17 protein-coding genes and 1 pseudogene are annotated in these 21,012 nt (G+C 43.9%); 3 read left to right on the forward strand and 15 right to left on the reverse strand.

Annotated features, from left to right (window positions below):
• Window positions 1–3 precede the first annotated feature (3 nt).
• The 15 genes from ACTQ1L_RS11235 to ACTQ1L_RS11305 all read right to left on the reverse strand — a co-directional run bounded on the left by ACTQ1L_RS11235 (window position 4) and on the right by ACTQ1L_RS11305 (window position 17,843).
• Window positions 4–408 carry a hypothetical protein gene (locus ACTQ1L_RS11235; RefSeq protein ID WP_441367208.1) on the reverse strand — a complete coding sequence of 135 codons (405 nt, stop codon included), beginning with the start codon at window positions 406–408 and terminating at the stop codon, window positions 4–6.
• A gap of 31 nt (window positions 409–439) precedes the next feature.
• Window positions 440–844, reverse strand: coding sequence for a hypothetical protein (locus ACTQ1L_RS11240; RefSeq protein ID WP_441367210.1), 405 nt, complete (start codon window positions 842–844; stop codon window positions 440–442).
• 11 nt (window positions 845–855) lie between these two features.
• Window positions 856–1,608: a ComF family protein gene (locus ACTQ1L_RS11245; protein WP_441367212.1), complete on the reverse strand. Its 753-nt coding sequence runs from the start codon at window positions 1,606–1,608 to the stop codon at window positions 856–858.
• A 128-nt stretch (window positions 1,609–1,736) separates the two neighbouring features.
• Window positions 1,737–2,735, reverse strand: coding sequence for a rod shape-determining protein (locus ACTQ1L_RS11250; RefSeq protein WP_321110067.1), 999 nt, complete (start codon window positions 2,733–2,735; stop codon window positions 1,737–1,739).
• A 220-nt stretch (window positions 2,736–2,955) separates the two neighbouring features.
• Window positions 2,956–5,802, reverse strand: coding sequence for an excinuclease ABC subunit UvrA (gene uvrA / locus ACTQ1L_RS11255; protein WP_441367213.1), 2,847 nt, complete (start codon window positions 5,800–5,802; stop codon window positions 2,956–2,958).
• Window positions 5,803–5,843: 41 nt separating this feature from the next.
• A complete protein-coding gene (gene uvrB, locus ACTQ1L_RS11260) occupies window positions 5,844–7,826 on the reverse strand; it encodes an excinuclease ABC subunit UvrB (RefSeq protein ID WP_321110069.1) in 1,983 nt (660 codons plus the stop codon).
• Window positions 7,827–8,039: 213 nt separating this feature from the next.
• Entirely contained in the window at window positions 8,040–10,610 is a 2,571-nt protein-coding gene (secA, locus tag ACTQ1L_RS11265; RefSeq protein ID WP_055223094.1) for a preprotein translocase subunit SecA, read from the reverse strand.
• Window positions 10,611–11,066: 456 nt separating this feature from the next.
• Window positions 11,067–11,321, reverse strand: a complete 255-nt coding sequence (locus ACTQ1L_RS11270) for a TIGR03905 family TSCPD domain-containing protein (protein WP_012743549.1) — start codon at window positions 11,319–11,321, stop codon at window positions 11,067–11,069.
• A 539-nt stretch (window positions 11,322–11,860) separates the two neighbouring features.
• Window positions 11,861–12,439: a dipicolinate synthase subunit B gene (locus ACTQ1L_RS11275; RefSeq protein ID WP_055062139.1), complete on the reverse strand. Its 579-nt coding sequence runs from the start codon at window positions 12,437–12,439 to the stop codon at window positions 11,861–11,863.
• Window positions 12,415–13,221 (reverse strand): NAD(P)-dependent oxidoreductase, encoded by an 807-nt coding sequence (locus ACTQ1L_RS11280; protein ID WP_055161391.1) that lies wholly within the window; start codon window positions 13,219–13,221, stop codon window positions 12,415–12,417. Before ACTQ1L_RS11280 ends, ACTQ1L_RS11275 begins: the two co-directional genes overlap by 25 nt.
• A 231-nt stretch (window positions 13,222–13,452) precedes the next feature.
• Window positions 13,453–14,772 (reverse strand): aspartate kinase, encoded by a 1,320-nt coding sequence (locus ACTQ1L_RS11285; RefSeq protein ID WP_308804474.1) that lies wholly within the window; start codon window positions 14,770–14,772, stop codon window positions 13,453–13,455.
• Window positions 14,773–14,846: 74 nt separating this feature from the next.
• Complete coding sequence (locus ACTQ1L_RS11290) at window positions 14,847–15,332, reverse strand: metallophosphoesterase family protein (RefSeq protein WP_015568310.1); 486 nt, start codon at window positions 15,330–15,332, stop codon at window positions 14,847–14,849.
• A gap of 336 nt (window positions 15,333–15,668) precedes the next feature.
• Entirely contained in the window at window positions 15,669–15,845 is a 177-nt protein-coding gene (locus ACTQ1L_RS11295) for a hypothetical protein (RefSeq protein ID WP_012743557.1), read from the reverse strand.
• Window positions 15,846–16,085: 240 nt separating this feature from the next.
• Window positions 16,086–17,033, reverse strand: a complete 948-nt coding sequence (locus ACTQ1L_RS11300) for an alpha/beta hydrolase (protein WP_441367216.1) — start codon at window positions 17,031–17,033, stop codon at window positions 16,086–16,088.
• A gap of 39 nt (window positions 17,034–17,072) precedes the next feature.
• Entirely contained in the window at window positions 17,073–17,843 is a 771-nt protein-coding gene (locus ACTQ1L_RS11305) for a histidinol-phosphatase (protein WP_441367217.1), read from the reverse strand.
• 231 nt (window positions 17,844–18,074) lie between these two features.
• Here ACTQ1L_RS11305 and ACTQ1L_RS11310 point away from each other — a divergent pair.
• From ACTQ1L_RS11310 to ACTQ1L_RS11320, 3 genes and pseudogenes are all read left to right on the forward strand, one after another.
• Window positions 18,075–18,452: pseudogene (locus ACTQ1L_RS11310) on the forward strand (potassium transporter TrkG); the annotation flags it as partial.
• A complete protein-coding gene (locus tag ACTQ1L_RS11315) occupies window positions 18,439–20,079 on the forward strand; it encodes a hypothetical protein (RefSeq protein WP_441367218.1) in 1,641 nt (546 codons plus the stop codon). The pseudogene ACTQ1L_RS11310 and the gene ACTQ1L_RS11315, both read left to right, overlap by 14 nt.
• A complete protein-coding gene (locus tag ACTQ1L_RS11320; protein WP_321110074.1) occupies window positions 20,072–20,971 on the forward strand; it encodes a TPM domain-containing protein in 900 nt (299 codons plus the stop codon). Before ACTQ1L_RS11315 ends, ACTQ1L_RS11320 begins: the two co-directional genes overlap by 8 nt.
• Window positions 20,972–21,012: the final 41 nt, after the last annotated feature.

Raw genomic sequence — 21,012 nt, forward strand, 5'->3', positions numbered from 1 at the left:
TCCCTATCTCTTTATATTTTCCTCTCTTGAGTATATCTTTCCGACCTCCTTAAGATGACTCATATATTCATGAACTTCTTTTCGGCCTGCCTTATATCTTGAAGCATACACCACAATTGTGACAAAAATGTAAACTGCTAAAAATGCCACATATAACACCCCGGTTGTAATTCCTATTGATTTAAAATCAAGGTTGTTTATCCGGTTAATAAGATCCTCTGCATTGATTGCCATCCATAAAACTACCAGACCAGCAAATGCAAATGTTCCGGTAAAAAAGCTTTTTAAGCCTTCCTTCCATAAATAGTCCCAGCCGTAATATGACGCTGCCTGCTTATCAACGCGGTTATCCTTGCTGTCATACACAGCGACATGGAAAAGCTCTTTCACTTTTTCTTCATTAATCATAAATTTTCCTCGCTTAAGACGCAATATTATACTACTTAATATATCTCATCTTTTCTTTATCTGCAATTATCCTCTTATTCTCTCTTTTTTGTGCCGGCTTGTCCAGTACACTCTGCAATGTATTGGCAAGCTTTTTCTTGCACTCATCACAGTATTTTCCTGTAGGTATTGTCTTTCCGCAACACTCACATGGCAGACCATATGCTGAGCCCGGTGCAAAAGTCAATCTTTCCTCCCTGATCCATTTGTTAAGCTGTTTCATGGTTGTTTCGGTTTCTTTTGCAACAGTTTCTACCGGAACGTTCGGATTATCATCCACGAATTTTTTTACTACCTCAAATTTTTCATCCATTTTTTTCATACAGTTTGGACAAAGCTGCTCATTTGATAATTGATTAAATAGTCTGCCACAGCCTCTGCAATTTGTCACATTCATATAAAAACCTCCTATTTTCCCTGCCCTGTGCAAATACAAAGGGCATATACACTGCACTCACCTTTTTTTGCTATTGCATGTCCGATAGACTCAATAGTGCTTCCGGTGGTATATATATCGTCAACTATTAGTATATGGTCATATTTTACTATACTATCTAAAACTTGAAAAGCCCCGTCAAGATTTTTTTTGCGTTCAACGTATCCCAGCTGTTTCAACGGCTCTGTATTCTTCACTCTGCGGACAAGCCCCCGTGCCATCGGGATACCTGTTTTTTCCGACAACTGTCTGCCAAAGCATTCCGCCTGATTATAGCCTCTTTCCCTTCTCTTTCGTTTGTGCATCGGTACCGGGACAATAACTTCTATACCGCATTGCCTTATCCATTCAGCGTATTTATCAACCGCCGTTTCTGCAAAAAAAGCTGCATACTCTCTGCGATTCGCATATTTAAATCTGTACATTGATTCCTTTATGCTGCCCTTATAACCAAACAGGGCTTTTCCCTGTTTGTAAAAATCTTTTTTCCGGTATTTCCTGCAGTCTTCAACGGTACGCTTGCAGTCATCACAATACTCATGCCTCTCAGTGACTACGGTTTTTCCACAGCGCATGCATACAGGCTGCTTTATCTCTATAAGTTTCTTTTTACAGTCACTATGTATAAGATGCTCATAAGGACTGAGGAGTCCATCACACACCGGACATCTTGGCGGAAATATGACATCTTGTATTTCCCTATATATTTCTGTAAACCTTCCCATTTTTATCCCCGAATTTTATGTTAATCTTTACAATAACTATTACTCTTTAATATATAAAAAGCGGAGTGCAATAAATATCTCTTTAACAGTAGAAACTTATTGCTCTCCACTTTCTTTCCGTCATCTAATTAAAACTCTTCATCCTTTTTACCTGCAAGAAACTCAACATACTTTCCTGTTCCGATTGCCACACAGGTCATAGGCTGTTCTGCTGTTATTGTATTGATGCCGGTCTTCTCCTCAATAAGCTCCTCAAGTCCACGAAGGAGGGATCCCCCACCTGTGAGTACAATTCCTCTGTCTGCGACATCGGCTGCAAGCTCAGGAGGTGTCTGCTCAAGCACTGAATGAACAGCATCAACTATCTGAAGAGTAGCCTCTCTGAGTGCTTCCTCTGTTTCCTCAGAGCTTACAGTGATGGTTCTAGGAAGTCCTGTTACAAGGTTTCTTCCCCTGACCTCAAGTGTCTCCGGCTGTGCAAGAGGGTAGCATGTGCCTATTCTCATCTTGATATCCTCTGCTGTTCTTTCTCCGATAAGCAGATTATGCTTCTTTCTCATGTATCTCACGATTGCCTCATCAAAATCGTCTCCGGCAATCTTTATTGATGTACTTACTACAGAGCCTCCAAGTGAAATCACCGCAATATCCGATGTACCTCCTCCGATATCTACTATCATGTTTCCACATGGCTTTGCAATATCTATTCCGGCACCTATCGCTGCTGCTATAGGCTCCTCGATAATCTTTACATCTCTGGCTCCTGCCTCAAATGTTGCATCCTCTACTGCCTTTTTCTCGACCTCTGTTACTCCGCTTGGTACGCATACGCTGACAAGCGGCTTTCTAAAGCTCTTTTTGCCGATTGCCTTCTGGATGAAATACTTGATCATCTTTTCAGTGGTCTTGTAATCTGAAATAACACCCTGTCGGAGTGGTCTTACTGCCATAATGTTGCCCGGTGTTCTTCCAAGCATGAGTCTGGCTTCCTCTCCGATTGCCTTAATTTTGTCTGTATCCTTGTCAATAGCTACTACAGAAGGCTCTTTTAATACAACACCCTTTCCTTTTATATAAACAAGTATACTTGCTGTTCCTAAATCAATTCCGATATCTGATCCGACCATTTTGATAGCCCCTTTCCTGTTTTCATATTTATCAAAGTTTATTGCATATATCTATTACAGCTATCAATCTATGTTACCTGAACGTCATTTATCAAGCCACTGAGTCTGATTCATAACTGCCACACCATTAAATTTACACATACACTCTCTTATTATATACAATAAATCCCATTTTTCAAACTTTTTTTTTAAAATTGGCTACTTTTAATAAAAAATTAAACTATTTGTGGTCTTTTTCCAGATATGGTTTCAAAAACAGGCCCGTATATGACTGTTTTACCTCGCATATCTCCTCAGGTGTACCCTGCGCTATGACGGTTCCGCCGCCGTCTCCGCCCTCAGGTCCCATGTCTATGATATAGTCAGCTGTCTTTATCACATCGAGATTGTGCTCGATAACAACCACCGTATTGCCTCCGTCTGACAGCCTGCGCAGTATCTCCACAAGCTTGTGTACATCTGCAAAGTGTAGTCCCGTGGTCGGCTCATCGAGTATATATATGGTCTTTCCGGTGCTCTTTCTGCTAAGCTCTGTGGCAAGTTTGATACGCTGTGCCTCACCACCCGAAAGCTCTGTGGACGGCTGTCCCAGCTTCACGTAGGATAGTCCGACATCATAGAGCGACTGTATCTTGTTTTGGATTTTTGGCACATTTTTAAAAAATTCAAGTGCCTCCTCCACTGTCATATCCAGCACATCATATATGCTCTTGCCCTTGTACTTTACATCAAGTGTCTCCCTGTTATATCGCTTGCCTCCGCAGACCTCACACGGCACATATACATCAGGCAGGAAATGCATCTCTATCTTAAGGATTCCATCGCCGCCGCAGGCCTCACACCGACCGCCCTTTACATTGAAACTGAAACGGCCCTTTTTATAGCCCTTTGCCTTGGCATCGGGTGTGGATGCAAAGAGGTCTCTTATCATGTCAAACACACCTGTATATGTGGCGGGATTAGAGCGGGGTGTACGGCCTATCGGTGACTGGTCGATGTCTATGACCTTATCAAGCTGTTCAAGACCATCTATACCGTCGTGGTCACCTGCGATACACCTGGCTCTGTTTAAGGATTTGGCCAGATGCTTGTAGAGTATCTCATTGGTCAGCGAGCTCTTTCCCGAGCCCGACACACCAGTGACACAGGTCATGATACCAAGAGGTATCTGCACATCAATATTTTTCAGGTTATTCTCCCTGGCTCCTCTTATCGTGATATATCCGCTTGGCTTGCGCCTCTCCTGTGGCACCGGTATCTTTATTTTACCGCTCAGATATGCTCCTGTGAGTGATTTCCTGCACTTTATGATGTCTTTTAATGAGCCTGCCGCCACTATCTCCCCGCCGTGCGAGCCGGCTCCCGGCCCTACATCCACGATATAATCCGCTGCACGCATGGTATCCTCATCATGCTCCACAACTATGAGCGTATTTCCCAGATTCTTAAGATTCATAAGTGCGCCAAGCAGCTTGTCGTTATCCCTCTGATGCAGTCCAATACTTGGCTCATCAAGTATATACGCCACACCGACAAGCCCTGAGCCTATCTGCGTGGCAAGCCTGATTCGCTGGGCTTCCCCACCTGAGAGGCTTGCCGTACCACGGGTAAGGGTGAGGTAATCAAGGCCGACCTGCTGCAAAAAGCCAACTCTCGCACGGATTTCCTTTAGTATCTGGTCTCCTATATAGTGCTGCTGCTCTGTAAGCTCTATATCAGCAAGGAACTTCACAAGCTCCTTCACAGACATGGACGTCATCTCATATATATTCTTGTCCGCAACCGTAACGGCAAGTGACGACGGCTTAAGCCTCTGCCCCTTACAGCTCGTACACGGAGTGATGCGCATAAACTGCTCATACTCTGCCTTTGCCGTATCAGAAAAGGTCTCCTTGTATCGGCGCTCAACATTGTCCACAAGACCGTTCCATACAAGGTCATAGACGCCTTCGCCTCTCTGACCCTTGTATCTGACCTTGAGCACCCTGCCGTCTCCACCGTAAAAAAGCAGTTTTTTCATATCTGCAGATAAATCATCAATCGGTGTGTCCAGAGGAAGCCCATAGCCCTCATGCAGCGCACGCAGTGTCGCATAAGTATAGCTCTTTGGGTCTGTACATGACTGCCAGCCCATCACTTGTATGGCACCCTCTGATATGGAAAGCGATGAGTCAGGCACCATAAGCTGTGGGTCAAACTCCATCTTGTAGCCGAGTCCGTAGCAGGTCGGACATGCTCCGAACGGATTGTTGAAGGAAAAGCTTCTCGGCTCAACCTCATCTATGCTTATGCCACAGTCAGGGCACGCAAAATTCTGGGAAAAGGTCATCTGTTCGCCATCCACAATATCAACTATGGCATTGCCCTCTGTCAGTTCAAATACATTTTCAAGTGAATCAGTAAGCCTCTTCTCTATGCCCGGCTTTACAACCAGACGATCCACTACTATATCAATATTGTGCTTTATATTTTTCTCCATCGGGATATCCTCAGAGAGCTCATACATGCTGCCATCTACAATCACACGCACATATCCGCTCTTTTTGGCTCTCTCGAACAGCTTCTGGTGCTCACCCTTGCGGCCTCTGACCACCGGTGCAAGAAGCTGGATACGTGTGCGCTCAGGCAGTGCCATAACAGTATCCACCATCTGGTCTATAGTCTGCTTTGTAATGGCACGCCCGCACTTCGGACAGTGTGGTATTCCAATTCTGGCATAAAGCAGTCTGAAGTAATCATATATCTCTGTGACTGTTCCGACAGTTGAACGTGGGTTCTTGTTGGTGGATTTCTGGTCAATGGAGATGGCAGGCGGAAGTCCCTCTATAGACTCCACATTCGGCTTCTCCATCTGCCCTAAAAACTGACGCGCATACGATGAAAGTGACTCCATGTACCTGCGCTGCCCCTCAGCATATATGGTATCAAATGCCAGTGATGACTTGCCGGAGCCTGAAAGCCCTGTAAAAACAACAAACTCATCTCTTGGGATGTCGAGACTGACACACTTTAGATTGTGCTCACTGGCACCTCGTATTTTGATGTATTTTCTTTCCTTCTTTGCCATAATTTGTGTTCCTCCAAATTGCTTCCAAATATCATAAGCTTTTATCGTATATCCCTCAGTGTGTTTTTCAGCATAATAAGCTTATCCCTGTACTCTGCAGCCGCCTCGAAATTGAGCTCTGCCGCTGCTTTTTTCATCTTTTTCTCTATATCCGCGATATGCTTCTCAAGCTCTTTTTTACTCATTGACTCCGGATCTTTGTCAAGAGCATTCTCATCGGCCGCTACCTTCTTTGAGATAGCTATGAGATCACGCACGGATTTCTGTATAGTCTGTGGTGTGATGCCGTGAGCCTCATTGTACTCTTCCTGTACCTTTCTACGACGCTTTGTCTCGTCAATTGCAACACGCATGGAGTCTGTAATCTTGTCCGCGTACATAATGACATGACCCTCGCTGTTACGCGCGGCACGTCCTATCGTCTGGATAAGCGAGGTCTCCGAACGAAGGAAGCCCTCCTTATCCGCATCAAGTATGGCAACAAGTGTAATCTCCGGGATATCAAGTCCCTCCCTGAGCAGATTGATACCGACAAGCACGTCAAATACGTCAAGACGCAGGTCACGTATTATCTCCGCTCTCTCAAGTGTATCTATATCTGAATGCAGGTACTTTACCCTGATGCCAAGCTCTGCCATATAGTTTGTGAGATCCTCAGCCATACGCTTTGTGAGTGTGGTGATAAGCACCTTGTGATGGTTTGCAGTCTCCTTATTGACCTCTGACACAAGGTCATCAATCTGTCCCTCAACAGGGCGCACTGATATCTCAGGATCCAAAAGTCCTGTCGGTCTGATAATCTGCTCCGCACGAAGAAGCTCATGCTCATTCTCATACTTATTAGGAGTGGCTGAGACAAAGAGCATCTGGTCTATTTTACCCTCGAACTCCTCGAAATTGAGAGGTCTGTTGTCAAGGGCCGAGGGCAGTCTGAAGCCATAGTCCACAAGAGTGGTCTTTCTGGAGCGGTCACCCGCATACATACCGCCTATCTGCGGAATCGTGATATGTGACTCATCCACGATTATAAGAAAATCATCAGGGAAGAAGTCGATAAGTGTCATCGGAGGCTCCCCCGGCTTTGCAAAGTTCAGATGCCTCGTATAATTCTCAATTCCTGAGCAGAAGCCTGTCTCCCTCATCATCTCTATGTCAAAATTGGTCCTCTCTGCTATTCGCTGAGCCTCTATGAGCTTGTCCTCGCCCTTAAAATACTTCACACGCTCCTCAAGCTCTTTCTCTATATTGAGGCAGGCCTCATTTATCTTCTCCTGCGAAACAACATAGTGCGATGCTGGGAAGATCATCGTATGCTCAAGCGAACACTTTACCTCGCCGGTCAGCACATCGACCTCCACTATCCGGTCTATCTCATCACCGAAAAACTCAACCCTGATTGCCGTATCATCGGCATTTGCCGGAAATATATCAAGCACATCACCATGCACTCTGAATGTGCCTCGGTGAAAATCCATATCATTCCTGGTGTACTGTAAATCTATGAGAGCCCTCGCGAGATCATCCCTGTCCCTCTCCTGCCCCGGGCGCAGCGAAATACTCATGCCTGTCCATTCATCAGGACTTCCAAGTCCGTATATGCAGGAAACCGATGCCACGACAATGACGTCCTTTCGCTCCGTGAGTGCTGCCGTGGCCGAAAGCCTGAGCTTATCTATCTCATCATTTACGGAGGAATCCTTGGCTATGTACGTATCAGACTGCGGCACATAGGCCTCAGGCTGGTAATAGTCGTAGTAGCTCACAAAGTACTCTACTGCATTTTCGGGGAAAAACTCCTTCATCTCACCATAGAGCTGCCCCGCCAGTGTCTTATTGTGCGATATGATAAGTGTAGGCTTATTGAGTGCTGCAATGACATTGGCCATGGTAAAGGTCTTGCCGGAGCCGGTAACTCCAAGTAAGGTCTCAAACTGGTTGCCCTCCTTAAAGCCCTTTACAAGCTGCTCTATCGCCTGCGGCTGATCGCCGGTCGGCTTGTATTTTGAATGCAGTTTAAATTCCATAACGCACGCTTCCTCCAAAAAAATCTTAAATACTGCTTTTGTAAAATTATAAAAAGACAAAGTCAATCATTTATAGTATGCACTTACGCGCTTTATTTTACTACAAAAAATCGACTTTGTCCACAATTTTAGAACATTCGTTCTTGTTTATTTATTTTATGTTACCATTCACACCTAAAAGTGTGACCAACAACGATTACAGCCATTTAAAATTTACTTCACGCGCCCACAGCACTGCTTATATTTCTTGCCACTGCCACATGGACATGGGTCATTCGGATATACCTTGGCTGCTGCGCGGCGCTTTGGTGCATTCTGTGCTGACTCATCCTTGTTTGTGCCCGAAATCTTTGCAACCTGCTCTCGCTCAACCTTCTGCTCAACCTGTACATGATACAGCAGTCTGACAGTATCCTCCTGGATAGCTGAAATCATATCGTCAAACATATCAAAGCCTGCCATCTTGTACTCTACGATTGGATCTTTCTGTCCATAAGCCTGTAAGCCGATTCCCTGACGAAGCTGTGCCATATCATCGATGTGATCCATCCACTTTCTGTCGATTACACGAAGAAGCACGACACGCTCAATCTCTCTGAACTGCTCTGGCTCAGGGAATTCTGTCTCCTTCTGCTCATAAAGCATGACAGCCTTTTCCTTTAAGTACTGCTTGAGCTGCTTTGCATTCTTGATGGACTCAATATCCTCTTTTGTAATCGGATCAAGAGGAATGACCGGAAGCACAAGCTCGTTGAGCTCTACAAGATCCCAGTCAGCTCTGTCAATTTCCTCAGAAATACATCTGTCGACAGACTTCTCAACCTGCTCCTGAACCATCTTAAGGATAGCATCACGCATGTTGTCACCGTTAAGCACCTTCATACGCTCGCTGTAGATAATCTCTCTCTGGTCATTGTCCACCTGGTCATACTCGAGAAGATTTTTACGAATACCAAAGTTGTTGGCCTCGATTTTCTCCTGAGCCTTCTCGATAGCAGATGTGAGCATCTTATGCTGGATCTGCTCGCCCTCCGGTACTCCGAGAGCATTGAAAACGCCCATCAGACGCTCTGAACCGAAAAGTCTCATGAGGTCGTCCTCAAGTGAGATAAAGAACTGTGACTCACCCGGATCTCCCTGACGTCCTGCACGTCCACGGAGCTGATTGTCTATACGTCTTGACTCATGGCGTTCTGTACCGATAATCTTAAGACCACCGGCAGCCTTTGCCTCATCGTCAAGCTTGATATCGGTACCACGGCCTGCCATGTTGGTTGCTATTGTAACTGCACCGTGCTGTCCTGCAAGTGCAACAATCTCTGCCTCTTTCTCATGGAACTTGGCATTTAATACTGTGTGAGGGATTCCCTCTCTCTTGAGCATGCCGCTCAAAAGCTCTGATGTCTCGATGGTGATTGTACCTACAAGAACAGGCTGTCCCTTTTCATGTGCCTCTTTAACCGCATCCACAACTGCCTTGAACTTTTCCTTTTTGGTAGCGTATACAGCATCCTGCAAATCAATACGCGCTACCGGCTTATTTGTAGGTATCTCGACAACATCCATGCCATAGATATCACGGAACTCTTTTTCCTCTGTGAGAGCTGTACCTGTCATACCGGCCTTCTTGTCAAACTTGTTGAAAAAGTTCTGGAATGTGATTGTGGCAAGCGTCTTGCTCTCTCTCTTGACCTTTACATGCTCCTTTGCCTCGATAGCCTGATGCAATCCGTCAGAATAACGACGCCCCGGCATGATACGTCCGGTAAACTCATCTACGATAAGCACCTCATCATCCTTTACCACATAGTCCTGATCTTTGAACATGAGGTTGTGCGCACGAAGCGCAAGTATGATATTGTGCTGGATTTCAAGGTTCTCAGGATCTGCAAGGTTTTCGATATGGAAGAACTGTTCTACCTTTTTCACACCATCCTGTGTGAGGTTTACGACCTTATCCTTCTCATTTACGATGAAATCACCGGTCTCGTCCTGGACAATGCCCATGATGGCATCCATCTTTGAATACTCAGGAACATCCTCACCACGCTTCATCTGTGTAGCCAGGATATCGCATGCCTCGTAAAGTCTTGTCGACTTGCCACTCTGTCCTGAAATGATAAGAGGTGTACGTGCCTCATCGATAAGCACTGAATCGACCTCATCGATGATAGCATAGTGGAGACCTCTCTGAACAAGCTGTTCCTTGTAGATAACCATATTGTCACGCAGGTAATCAAATCCAAGCTCATTGTTTGTGATATATGTAATATCACAGCCATAAGCCTCCCTGCGCTCGTCATTGTCCATGCCGCCAAGTACCACGCCGACCTTAAGTCCTAAGAACTCATGAACCTGTCCCATCCACTCAGCATCACGCTTTGCAAGGTAATCATTGACTGTGACAATACACACACCCTTGCCCTCAAGTGCATTAAGGTATGCAGGAAGTGTAGAAACAAGTGTCTTACCTTCACCGGTTCGCATCTCTGCAATACGTCCCTGATGTAAAATAATACCACCGATTATCTGTACTCTATAATGCTCCATGCCAAGCACACGCTTAGCAGCCTCTCTTACTGTAGCAAATGCCTCCGGAAGAATATCATCAAGTGTTGCTCCGTCCTCCAGACGCTTTTTAAACTCCCTTGTCTTATCCTTTAATTCTTCATCGGAAAGCTTTCCCATTGCTTCCTTATATGACTCAACCTTGTCAGCAATCGGGTAAATTCTCTTAAGCTCTCTCTCGCTGTGAGAACCAAAGATCTTTGATAATGCGCTCATATTTTTCTCCTATAACTTCAAATTGCCCTTGTACAGGCTCACAATAGTGTTATTGTAACACTTTGAGGATGATTGCACAACCTAAAGGGATGAATGTTTTGTAAACATTTTATAAAAAAATTTGCGGGAGTGTCGAGCTTTAATGGGGGGCTTCGCGCGTGGGAGGCTGTGAGGTCCGGGGGAGCACACAGTATATTCCTCATAAAAAATATGAAGTCAGCCACGGCTTTTTGCCCGGACAGGCTGTGTTTTAGTGATAGTGCTTCATGCTATTTGAGTTTATGGAACGCCGTGGCAATTCATATTTTTTATTCTGAACACACTGTATACTTCCCGGATCCACTTTGTTGTGCGCGAAGCATGGCAAAATTATTTTTTTAATTCAAAAGCTCTCCTTATGGGAGAGCTTTTGGAGCTGCATGTTTACATACGTAAGCTATTTTACTGGTTATTTCATTACTTCTGGGCTTCATATGCTTCGCGGCATGCTTTTGCGAGCTGATCACCGCAGGATGTATTCTTAAATCCACATTTAATTCCGCCGATTTTTTCCTCTACCTGGGCAACTGTGAGTCCTTCAACGAGCTTTGGGATGGCCTTGAGATTTCCGTTGCAGCCTCCTGTAAACTTTACGTTATGTACTACATCTCCATCGAGGTCAAGCTCAATCTGTGTTGAACAGGTTCCTTTTGTTTTGTAAATATATGACATATTTTATCCTCCTGTGTTTTCAGTTTTTTTGTGTATACATGATTATAACATATATTTTTACATCTTTACTATGTTTTTTCACATTTTTAAACTCAGTTTTTCAATTCAGAAATCACTGTACACACATAACAGTGTGACCAGCAATGATTCAGATTCATAAATCTTTTCTTATATTTATTTACGCCATAACGTATTACACCGTAACGTAAGGGACGCTGCTTGCGGGCACCGCGGCGTGCTGTATACACTCCGGTGTCCGTGAATAACGAAGCTGCTTAGATACTGTCGAATTATGCGCATGATACACAGAAATGTCGAGGCATGGACGCCGAGGCAAGGAGAAATCGAGCCATGGATGGCGAGTTTCGACGGTTTCGTCCTCCTATGAAAGCCTATAAGGCATAATTCATACAGTATCTTGGCTGCGCAGTGTAACGGACACCTGAGTGTATACAGACCACCGCGGTGCCCGCAAGCAGCGTCCCGTACTACTACTAATATTGCAGCACTACAGCCATAGTAAAGCAATATCCCTCACTCTAGAGGATTACCGGCTGAATCTGTCGTCCGGCCATCACTTCATTTATTGTGCCGACAACCTGTTTGCCGTCACACACGAGTGAATTCGGTTTCTTCACACAGTCATCCTGCCCAAACGGCACAAAATAAATATTTTTCATATTCATCAGCTTTCCGATATTCTTAAAGTTGATGCCGAGCGCATCATTTGTGGAAATCCCGATAACAAGCGGTCTGCCGTTTCTCAGATGAGCCTTTGCCGCGAGAAGGACCGGTGTATCCACTATGCCGTTTGCAAGCTTTGCCGCTGTGTTGCCGGTGCATGGGTAAATCACCATCACGTCAAACAGCTTTCCTGGGCCGACACGCTCTGCCTCCTGCAGTGTCCTGATGCCCTCATCCCCTGTGATTTCGGAGATAGTATGCATAAAGTCTCCCGCCTTTCCAAAGCGTGTATTCATCATCTGTGCATTATAGGAATATACAGGTGTCACATGCGTGAAGCTATCCACAAGCCGCTTTGCAACATCCTTAGTCTTTTCAAAACTACAGAAAGAGCCTGTAATTCCCATTCCTACGGTGCAATCCGAAATAACCATAAGCCCTCCGTCATACCTTTTCTTTTCATACAGTCATAAAGTATTTTTGCACCGGTTTTCGGACAGTATATGCCCGGAAGGCCGAGCGCATGCGTACAGTTTATCTGATACCTCTTACAAGCCTCAAAATCACAGCCGCCGGGCTTAGATGCAATGTCTATAATTATCGCATCTTTTTGCAAAATCATGATTAAACTTTCATCTATAACCCTATCCGGTACTGTATTTATGAGAAACAGTGTTTCAAAACAGGCCTTGGCAGGATCATTAAAATCCACCGTTTCATATCCCAGTTCAGCGGCCTCATGCCTTGCCTGTTTTCTCCTTGCCATCACCATGACATGGGCTCCCATAGCAGAAAAAACGCGGGCAATTGCCTTTCCGCATTTTCCAAACCCGCTCACAAGTACCTTTGAGCCGTATATACCATGTATGCTTTTTTGTATTGCTATGGACGCAGTGGCCTCGGCCGTAACAATGGCATTCTGCTCTATGACAGTTTCATCTCTCATAAAGTCACAGCCCCTGTCAATGCCGGGAAAGCACTCCGGCATCATGCCGCCCCACACTGCAATATTGTTAATTATTATATTATGTTTTAATTTTTCTATATCACTATTTATAAGCTTAAGCTTTGAAAACGGTGTAGGAAACACAATATTCCCAACACGCTCATAATCAATCCCACCGCTATTTCTGCAATCTGTCTGTTCTCCTCCCAGCATATCAGCAAGGTACTTTTGCCTCTGATCCGTAACATATATTATAGTGTCTTTTTGCATAATAACTTCTTCCTTTCGCTATAATATATGCGCATTTCCAGCTTATGTGAGGGTATTTTGTTTTCTCGCTTAAAGCTTCCTCATAAAGCTTTTTCAAAGCTTTACCTATTCAAAAAAATACAGAGCCTGGCATATATTCCGCCAAGCTCTGTATTTTTTATAAATTTTACATTTAATTTTTAAATTATCCTATTCAATTCCGGTTCCAACGGATAATCTCTCCGTAGCTTATTACAGCTGTGTGACAACAAAAATATCATAGATGGCTTTTATTGCCTTGTCAAAATCATCATTGCTTACACCGATGATGATATTGAGCTCTGATGAACCCTGATCAATCATGCGCACATTGATATTGGCATGTGCAAGTGCAGAGAAAATCCTGCCGGCTGTACCACGATTTGACTTCATGCCACGGCCAACAACAGCGATAAGCGCGAGGTCTGACTCTAGGTCAATGATATCAGGATGAGCAAGTCTTCTGATTGAGCTGATAACCTGCTGCTCCTTGCCCTCAAACTCTGCCTGATGTACGAATACTGTCATAGTATCGATACCTGATGGCATATGCTCTATAGAGATACCATTCTCCTCAAACGCCTGGAGAGCCTTTCTACAGAAGCCCACCTCTGAGTTCATCTTGTCCTTGTCGATATTTACCGCAACAAAGCCCTTCTTTCCGGCGATACCTGTGATGGTATAATCAGGCTTTTGGCATGTGCTCTCAACGATGAGAGTACCAGGTGCTTCCGGGTCGTTTGTATTTCTGATATTGATTGGGATGCCTGCCTTTCTTACAGGGAAAACAGCATCCTCGTGGAGCACTGATGCTCCCATGTATGAAAGCTCTCTGAGCTCTCTGTATGTAACAACCTTGATTGGCTGTGGATTGTCGATAATTCTAGGGTCAGCTACGAGACAGCCTGAAACATCTGTCCAGTTCTCGTACATGCTGGCACGGCATGCCTTTGAGACGATTGAACCTGTGATATCTGAACCACCTCTTGAGAAGGTGACTACCTTTCCGTCAGGTCCTGCTCCGTAAAAGCCCGGAATAACAGCCTTTTCTGTCTGCTCAAGTTTCTTTGAGAGCACCTTGTCTGTCTTTTCTGCATCAAAATTGCCATTCTCATCAAAGAAGATGACTGTTGCCGAATCTATAAACTCATATCCGAGATAGTTTGCCATGATGATTCCGTTTAAGTACTCACCACGTGAGGCGGCATAATCTACACCTGCTTTTGCCTTGAAATTCTCAGCTATAATCTTGAACTCCTCATCAAGCGCCAGCTTTAAATGAAGACCATTTATGATTGAATCATATCTGTCCTTGATTTTTCTGAGCATAACCTTGAAATCCTGATCATTCTCAGCCAGATCATAGCATGCATAAAGCATATCTGTTACCTTTGTGTCTTTGGAATTTCTCTTTCCCGGTGCACTCGGCACAACATATTTTCTTGACTCATCGCTTCTTATGATGTCGCCAACCTTTGTGAACTGCTCTGCGCTGGCGAGCGAGCTGCCGCCAAACTTTACTACCTTTACCATTTGTCTATTTTTCCTCTGCTTCCTATATAAATAACTGTATTAGCCAATATTATACCTCTTTGATAAATCATTCGTCAATACTCAATATAGTCAACATCCAGCTTCATAACATCGTGTTCTTTGTCAAATGTGATGATACCGTATGATGGCATGCAGCCCCACAGCGGTGCACCGATGCTTCCCGGATTCATCATCGCAAGACCATTATGCTTATCATAAAACAGCTTGTGTGTATGGCCAAAGAGCGCCAGGTCTGCCCCGATTTCCTTCGCATGAAGCTCCAGATGCATATATGACATCTTTACTCCGTATGTATGTCCATGGCACATGAGTACCTTATAGCCGTCGATATCAATAAGTCTCTCTGTATCTCCCCGTGAAAAATCACAGTTCCCCGGCACATTGACCATGGTTATATGAGGGAACTCTCTCCTAAGGGCATCCGCATCCACAACGCAGTCTCCCAGATGAAGTATCATATCAGGCTCCTCTCTTTTGACTGCCCGAATCATATTTCCCACATTACCATGTGAATCACTCAGTACCAAAACTCTCTTCATGCGCGTCTCTCCTATATCTTGTTTTACGTATCCATCCAGAACCACCCAACACACATTCGCAAAAACGCACGATACTCGTGCTTTCTAGCTGCTACGCATCTAATTTTGCTCATATGTGTGGGGGTGGCTCTATTCGAGCCACCTTGAGAACAAAAAATCTGCCGCTTACATGCGAGCATGACGCATCAGCCTTTTTGTTCTCAATGGTTCTGAATAGTTGCCTTTTTTATATATTATCATAAGTTTTCCGCGTGTAAAATATTTTTTTCTTTATATATGCAAAAAGCTCCATGCCGACTTCATTGTCAGCCCGGAGCTTTTAATCTTTAATTTTAACTATGCAAGCCTCTTCCACTGCTTGCTGCACTTATAATAAGAATAGAACATACATCTTTCTGCCTGCTCGCATCTGACCGGTGCACTCTCGATATTGCACTGGCAGTTTACAATAGCATCTGCTTTTCCCTTACATGAGCCCTTTATCATTACATCATCTAAAACTTCGTCTGACATTCTCTTTCTCCTCACATTTGTTTGATAGTATATTTACCTGTTACAATATTGATATATTTTATTATTTTTCTCTGTACGGGCTATGCTTTACGTACTCTTACCATCGGCTTAAATACTAACATCTTGTCCGCAACAGTTGTGATTATACTATATATTGTATTTTAAATCCATATGTCATTTCTAACAAAACAAATGATTTTTTATGTCACATTTTTCACTTGACGAATTTCATTTTCATGTTCAAGCCCAAAAATCAAGGATATCTGAGTAAAACTTTTCCAAGGTATCGTCATCCGCATTAAATATTTCATGCTTCGAATCAGGATAGACCTTCTTTGTGCCCTGAGGAAGCTTTGCAATAAATTCATCCTCAGCGGTGTTTGATACCAGAGTATCCTTCCCTGCCTGACATAACAGCACCGGTATTTTAATTTCCTGTACATGCTTCTTTATATATTTGGATGCCTTACGCCCTGCCCTGCACCATCTGTATGTAGCGCCATTTGTACGATAGCGCTCGTTATCTACCTTACACTTGTATATGTAGTCATAACGTGCCCTTGAAAGACAACAGCTAGACTCAAAATCATACTCATCCGTATACTGTGTCTGACTTGGCAGATATTTATCGTTCCAGTTAAGCACTCTTGCAACAAACAGTATCGCCTCCACGGCAAAATGTGAAAAATTGCCATAAAGCATCTCTATCATAGGACTTGAAAGTACTGCCTTTGCAAATACCTCCGGATGCTTCTCAAGATACAGGGCAGCTATCGCGCCTCCCATAGAGTGACCGTACAGGTAAAGCGGTCTGCGCCCCTCACGCTTCATCACAATCTCGCGGATAAACATATCAAGATCACCCACATAATCGTCAAAGCTGTTTACAGTGACCATGCTCATATCGGATACACTTCTGTCCGAATAGCCGTGACCGCGATGCTCCACCATATATACTGAGTATCCGGCCTTTGCGAAATAGTAAATCATCTCATAATATTTAGGCATACACTCTGTAAATCCATGTGATATGACTATGGCAGCCTTTGGTACAGGTGTCGTCACATAGCCGTAATGTATGCGTGTGCCATCTGCACTCTTCATATAGCCATCTTCAAAATTAAGCCTGATAAAAGGTAAAACATATCTTGTTAATTCCTCATTATATTTTTCTTCTGTAATAATCATAGCATTCCTCACTTTTGGTATTTGATATTTTGTAAGTCACTATATCTCAATCCGGTCAATAAGATTCAGGTCATATTTTCTGACTATATCAAGTGCCTTTTCATAGCTTTCCACATCACATATATTGTCCACTGTATGTGCATCAAGCCCCAGTATCACTTTGTTGCCGATGTCATGCGGTATACACCAGAAGCGCTCTGTCGGATAGTGCTTTCCTGCACTGATACCAAGCATGTTTATCTCAAGCGGTATGTCAAGCTCCTTAAGTGCCTTGCACATCCTCGTCATCTCCCATTCGTAGACAGAATCAAGTCCCTGATAATTTATTAAATCAGGATGTGCTAAATAGCTGTACATGCCTGTTTTCATGCCCTCTATAACAGTATCCACATACTCGCGTATACGACTCTCATCATCTGTCGGTGTGCCTGTATACGGGCCTGTCTGCTCTGATTTCATAAAATGCTGGCCCATTATCATGTAATCACAGCCAAGCCTGTCAAACATAGCCTTCTGCTCCTTGAAAAACTCCGGTATGTACTCCGCCTCAAAGCCAACGTAGAGCTTTATGTCGGATGCATACTCCTTCCCAAGCTTCCTGATGGCATACACATACTCCGGTGCCTGCTCCATCGTCATCCGGATGCCCGACACATAGCCATCCTTAAAGGGGCACGGCACATGGTCTGAAAAACCAAGCTCTGTGATTCCCATTCTGATTGCTGCCTCTATATATTCACGCTCACTGCCATATGCATGCTGGCACCTATAGGTGTGCGTATGGTAGTTTGCCTTTAAAAATCCCGTCATTACTTAAAGCTCCAAAAATCTATCTCTTATTGCTGTTCAGACAGCTATTCAAATACTACAATTAAAATCAATTTTATCACTTTTTGCACTTTATTACAATCTCATATTTTTGGGACTTTTTTCTCTATGAAATATATATGCGTTATGTTATAATTCATTGATATATGATAGTCATAATAATTCTGTCCACCACACAATCATAAATGAGGGGCAAAATACCTTTTGACCCTCATATCATTTGAGCACAAGCCTGTAGACCATGATGTTATCAGGTCAATAAATGTTTATTTCATGACGTATGCCGTCATTTTTGTTGTTTCACTGCTGCTTATTTCCGTTGAAAACTATGATTTCACTACCAATTTCACGGCTGTCGCAGCTACATTTAACAATATCGGACCGGGTCTTTCTCTGGTCGGTCCGACATGCAATTTCGGCTTTTTTAATAATTTCTCCAAATATATACTGATGTTTGACATGCTTGCCGGAAGACTCGAGCTGTTTCCACCGCTCATCCTCTTCCACCTGTCAATCTGGAAGGAATTATTTATTCAAGCAGATAAAAAAGTAAAAGGGAATCGAAAGGAGAAACAAAATGTTCGCATGTAAAAATTGCGGTGGAAATGTGAAGTTCGACATCAAATCAGGCCAGTTAGCCTGTGAATACTGTCATTCACTTTTCGACCCTTACGCGTACGAGGACAAAACCTCTGACGCAGAGGTTCAGAAGGACTTCGAAGCAACCATTTTCACATGCCCTCAGTGCGGAGGAGAAATCCTGAGCACAGACGATACCGCAGCAGGCTTCTGCAGCTTCTGCGGTGCATCAACTGTGCTCTACAGCCGCATACAAAAGGAGCACAAGCCGGCTTATATCATACCATTTGCAAAGAGCAAGGATGACTGTAAGCAGGCCTACATGAGCCTCATGAAAAAGGCTATTTTCGCGCCAAAGGAGCTTAAGGATCCTAAGTTTATCGATGGATTCAGAGGTATATACATGCCTTACTGGACATATTATGTTACCCAGAAAGCTCCTATTTCACTTCCGGCGAAAAAATCCCACCGTTCAGGAGATTACATCATTACAGACCATTTCAGGCTCGAGGGAGATCTCGACGCCTACTACAAAGGACTGTCCTACGATGCATCTTCATCATTTGATGACAACATCAGCGAAAAACTTGCGCCATATGATGTAAAGAATATGAAGCGCTTTACACCGGCATTCTTAAGCGGTTTTTACGCTGATACAGCTGATTTACCATCAACGGTTTACGCAAGTGACGCAATGGATGCAGCCTGCACAAACACAGTAAGCGAAATAGGTAAAGAGCCTGCCTTTACCGGCTTGTCAGTCGACAGTGACTCCGCTGCTCTTTCGCCTTTAAGTCTTGGCACTACTGTACAAGAGACAGATTACTCGATGTTTCCGGTATGGTTTTTGTCGTACCGCAATAAAGATCGTGTGGCATATGCCACAGTAAACGGTCAGACAGGTAAGGTTGTAGCTGATTTACCTATTTCTATCGGCAAATTCCTGCTTGGCTCACTGATTGCTGCAATTCCGGTATACATACTGCTTTGCATGCTGACTGTTCTAACGCCGGGCATGACACTTACTATTGTCGGTATACTCGCCATCGTTGCAAATCTCTGCTACTCACAGGAGCTCACTATGATTGCAATAAAAGAAGCAGGAGCTGAAGATAAGGGTCGTATTGCCAAAGAACAGCCCGAAGCTCTTGGTGCCATCGACAACCGCAGGCGTCTTAAAGCTGCCAAAAAGGCAACAAAAAGCATGAAGAAAAAGACAAACACATCGTTTGTAGCTTATTTTATAGTTTTTATATTTGTCATCCAATTTGTTCCTGCTCTGTTTGCAATCATTGCAGATATCGGAGGCACCTTTGGCAATGCAGACGGCAACCTAATTTTATTTTTTGTTTTGACCATCATATCATTTATTTTTTCAATCAGAGCCTTCTCAAGCTTTGACAGGATGCCCGGACACAAGGGAGTTGCCGGACTCATCTTTGGCATGGTATCCATGCTTTTGGGTGATGCTGTGCTCTTTATACAGCCGGTGCTTGATGCATGGTACTATGGTGCCTCATTCATCATCATCGCCTCAGTGCTTATCACACTGATAAATGTCATCCACGCGTTCAACGTGCTCACAACACGCAGGCTGCCTCAGTTTGCCACACATAAGGGAGGTGACGACCGTGCATAGAAATATTTTTAAAAGTCATTTATTTCAATGTGTAAAATGCAGATGTTCCGCTTTATTTACATTGTTTTTGCTGGTTACGGTTTTAGTTTTAAGCAGCTCATCAAATGTATATGCTACTGATGATTATGATTACGATACATATTCTGATACTGACTCTTCAGACAGCGGCATAACCAACACTGCGCTCACAGGCACCAATAATTCTACAGGCTATGAATATATACTCGATGATTCAGCAGACTTTATAGATGACGCGGTGGAGGATAATCTCATTTCCAAACTCAAGGACACCACAAAATACTGTAATGTGGCCGTTGTTACAACAACCTCACACCCTTACGCAAGCACAGAAACCTTTGCCGTAAAAACCTTTGAAAACTATTTCGGAAATGGTTCTAACGGTGTCATTTTTGTGATAGACAGAGATTTAAACGAGATTTACCTTGCTTCTGAAGGAAGCACACAGCGAACCATCTCCAACTCAAAATGTGACTCTATCTGTGACAATACATATATATATGCCACATCAAGTCATGATTACGACTATTACACCTGCTGTATGGAGACAATAGACCAGGTGAACACCGTTCTTTCAGGTGGACGTATATCTCAGCCACTCAGATATATTTCAAGCATATTCATAGCTCTTGCAGTCGGTATTATTTTCTGTTTCATGTACGCAATTGCCCTGTCAAGAGGCCACAAAGCAAAGAACAGGGAGCTTATGAATGCAGCCTTTACAAAGGTTGATGTACATAATGCCCGCACACGCTTTGTCAACCAGACAAGAGTTTACAGTCCTCAGAGCTCAGGAAGCAGTCACAGTGGCGGTGGTCACAGTGGTGGCGGTCACAGCAGTGGCGGTCATAGCGGTGGCGGTCATCACATCTAGTTAAAGTGGTGGTAGTCATCACATTTTATAATTGTTTTTAG

The sequence above is a fragment of the Agathobacter sp. LCP21S3_B2 genome (assembly GCF_052118705.1).
Classification (GTDB): Bacteria; Bacillota; Clostridia; order Lachnospirales; family Lachnospiraceae; genus Roseburia.

Bases quoted from the DNA above. Each gene is read 5' to 3' on its own strand.
- ACTQ1L_RS11235 (WP_441367208.1), bottom strand. From the start codon at position 408: ATGATTAATGAAGAAAAAGTGAAAGAGCTTTTCCATGTCGCTGTGTAT.
- ACTQ1L_RS11240 (WP_441367210.1), bottom strand. From the start codon at position 844: ATGAATGTGACAAATTGCAGAGGCTGTGGCAGACTATTTAATCAATTA.
- ACTQ1L_RS11245 (WP_441367212.1), bottom strand. From the start codon at position 1,608: ATGGGAAGGTTTACAGAAATATATAGGGAAATACAAGATGTCATATTT.
- ACTQ1L_RS11250 (WP_321110067.1), bottom strand. From the start codon at position 2,735: ATGGTCGGATCAGATATCGGAATTGATTTAGGAACAGCAAGTATACTT.
- uvrA (WP_441367213.1), bottom strand. From the start codon at position 5,802: ATGGCAAAGAAGGAAAGAAAATACATCAAAATACGAGGTGCCAGTGAG.
- uvrB (WP_321110069.1), bottom strand. From the start codon at position 7,826: ATGGAATTTAAACTGCATTCAAAATACAAGCCGACCGGCGATCAGCCG.
- secA (WP_055223094.1), bottom strand. From the start codon at position 10,610: ATGAGCGCATTATCAAAGATCTTTGGTTCTCACAGCGAGAGAGAGCTT.
- ACTQ1L_RS11270 (WP_012743549.1), bottom strand. From the start codon at position 11,321: ATGTCATATATTTACAAAACAAAAGGAACCTGTTCAACACAGATTGAG.
- ACTQ1L_RS11275 (WP_055062139.1), bottom strand. From the start codon at position 12,439: ATGGTTATTTCGGATTGCACCGTAGGAATGGGAATTACAGGCTCTTTC.
- ACTQ1L_RS11280 (WP_055161391.1), bottom strand. From the start codon at position 13,221: ATGCAAAAAGACACTATAATATATGTTACGGATCAGAGGCAAAAGTAC.
- ACTQ1L_RS11285 (WP_308804474.1), bottom strand. From the start codon at position 14,772: ATGGTAAAGGTAGTAAAGTTTGGCGGCAGCTCGCTCGCCAGCGCAGAG.
- ACTQ1L_RS11290 (WP_015568310.1), bottom strand. From the start codon at position 15,332: ATGAAGAGAGTTTTGGTACTGAGTGATTCACATGGTAATGTGGGAAAT.
- ACTQ1L_RS11295 (WP_012743557.1), bottom strand. From the start codon at position 15,845: ATGTCAGACGAAGTTTTAGATGATGTAATGATAAAGGGCTCATGTAAG.
- ACTQ1L_RS11300 (WP_441367216.1), bottom strand. From the start codon at position 17,033: ATGATTATTACAGAAGAAAAATATAATGAGGAATTAACAAGATATGTT.
- ACTQ1L_RS11305 (WP_441367217.1), bottom strand. From the start codon at position 17,843: ATGACGGGATTTTTAAAGGCAAACTACCATACGCACACCTATAGGTGC.
- ACTQ1L_RS11315 (WP_441367218.1), top strand. From the start codon at position 18,439: ATGTTCGCATGTAAAAATTGCGGTGGAAATGTGAAGTTCGACATCAAA.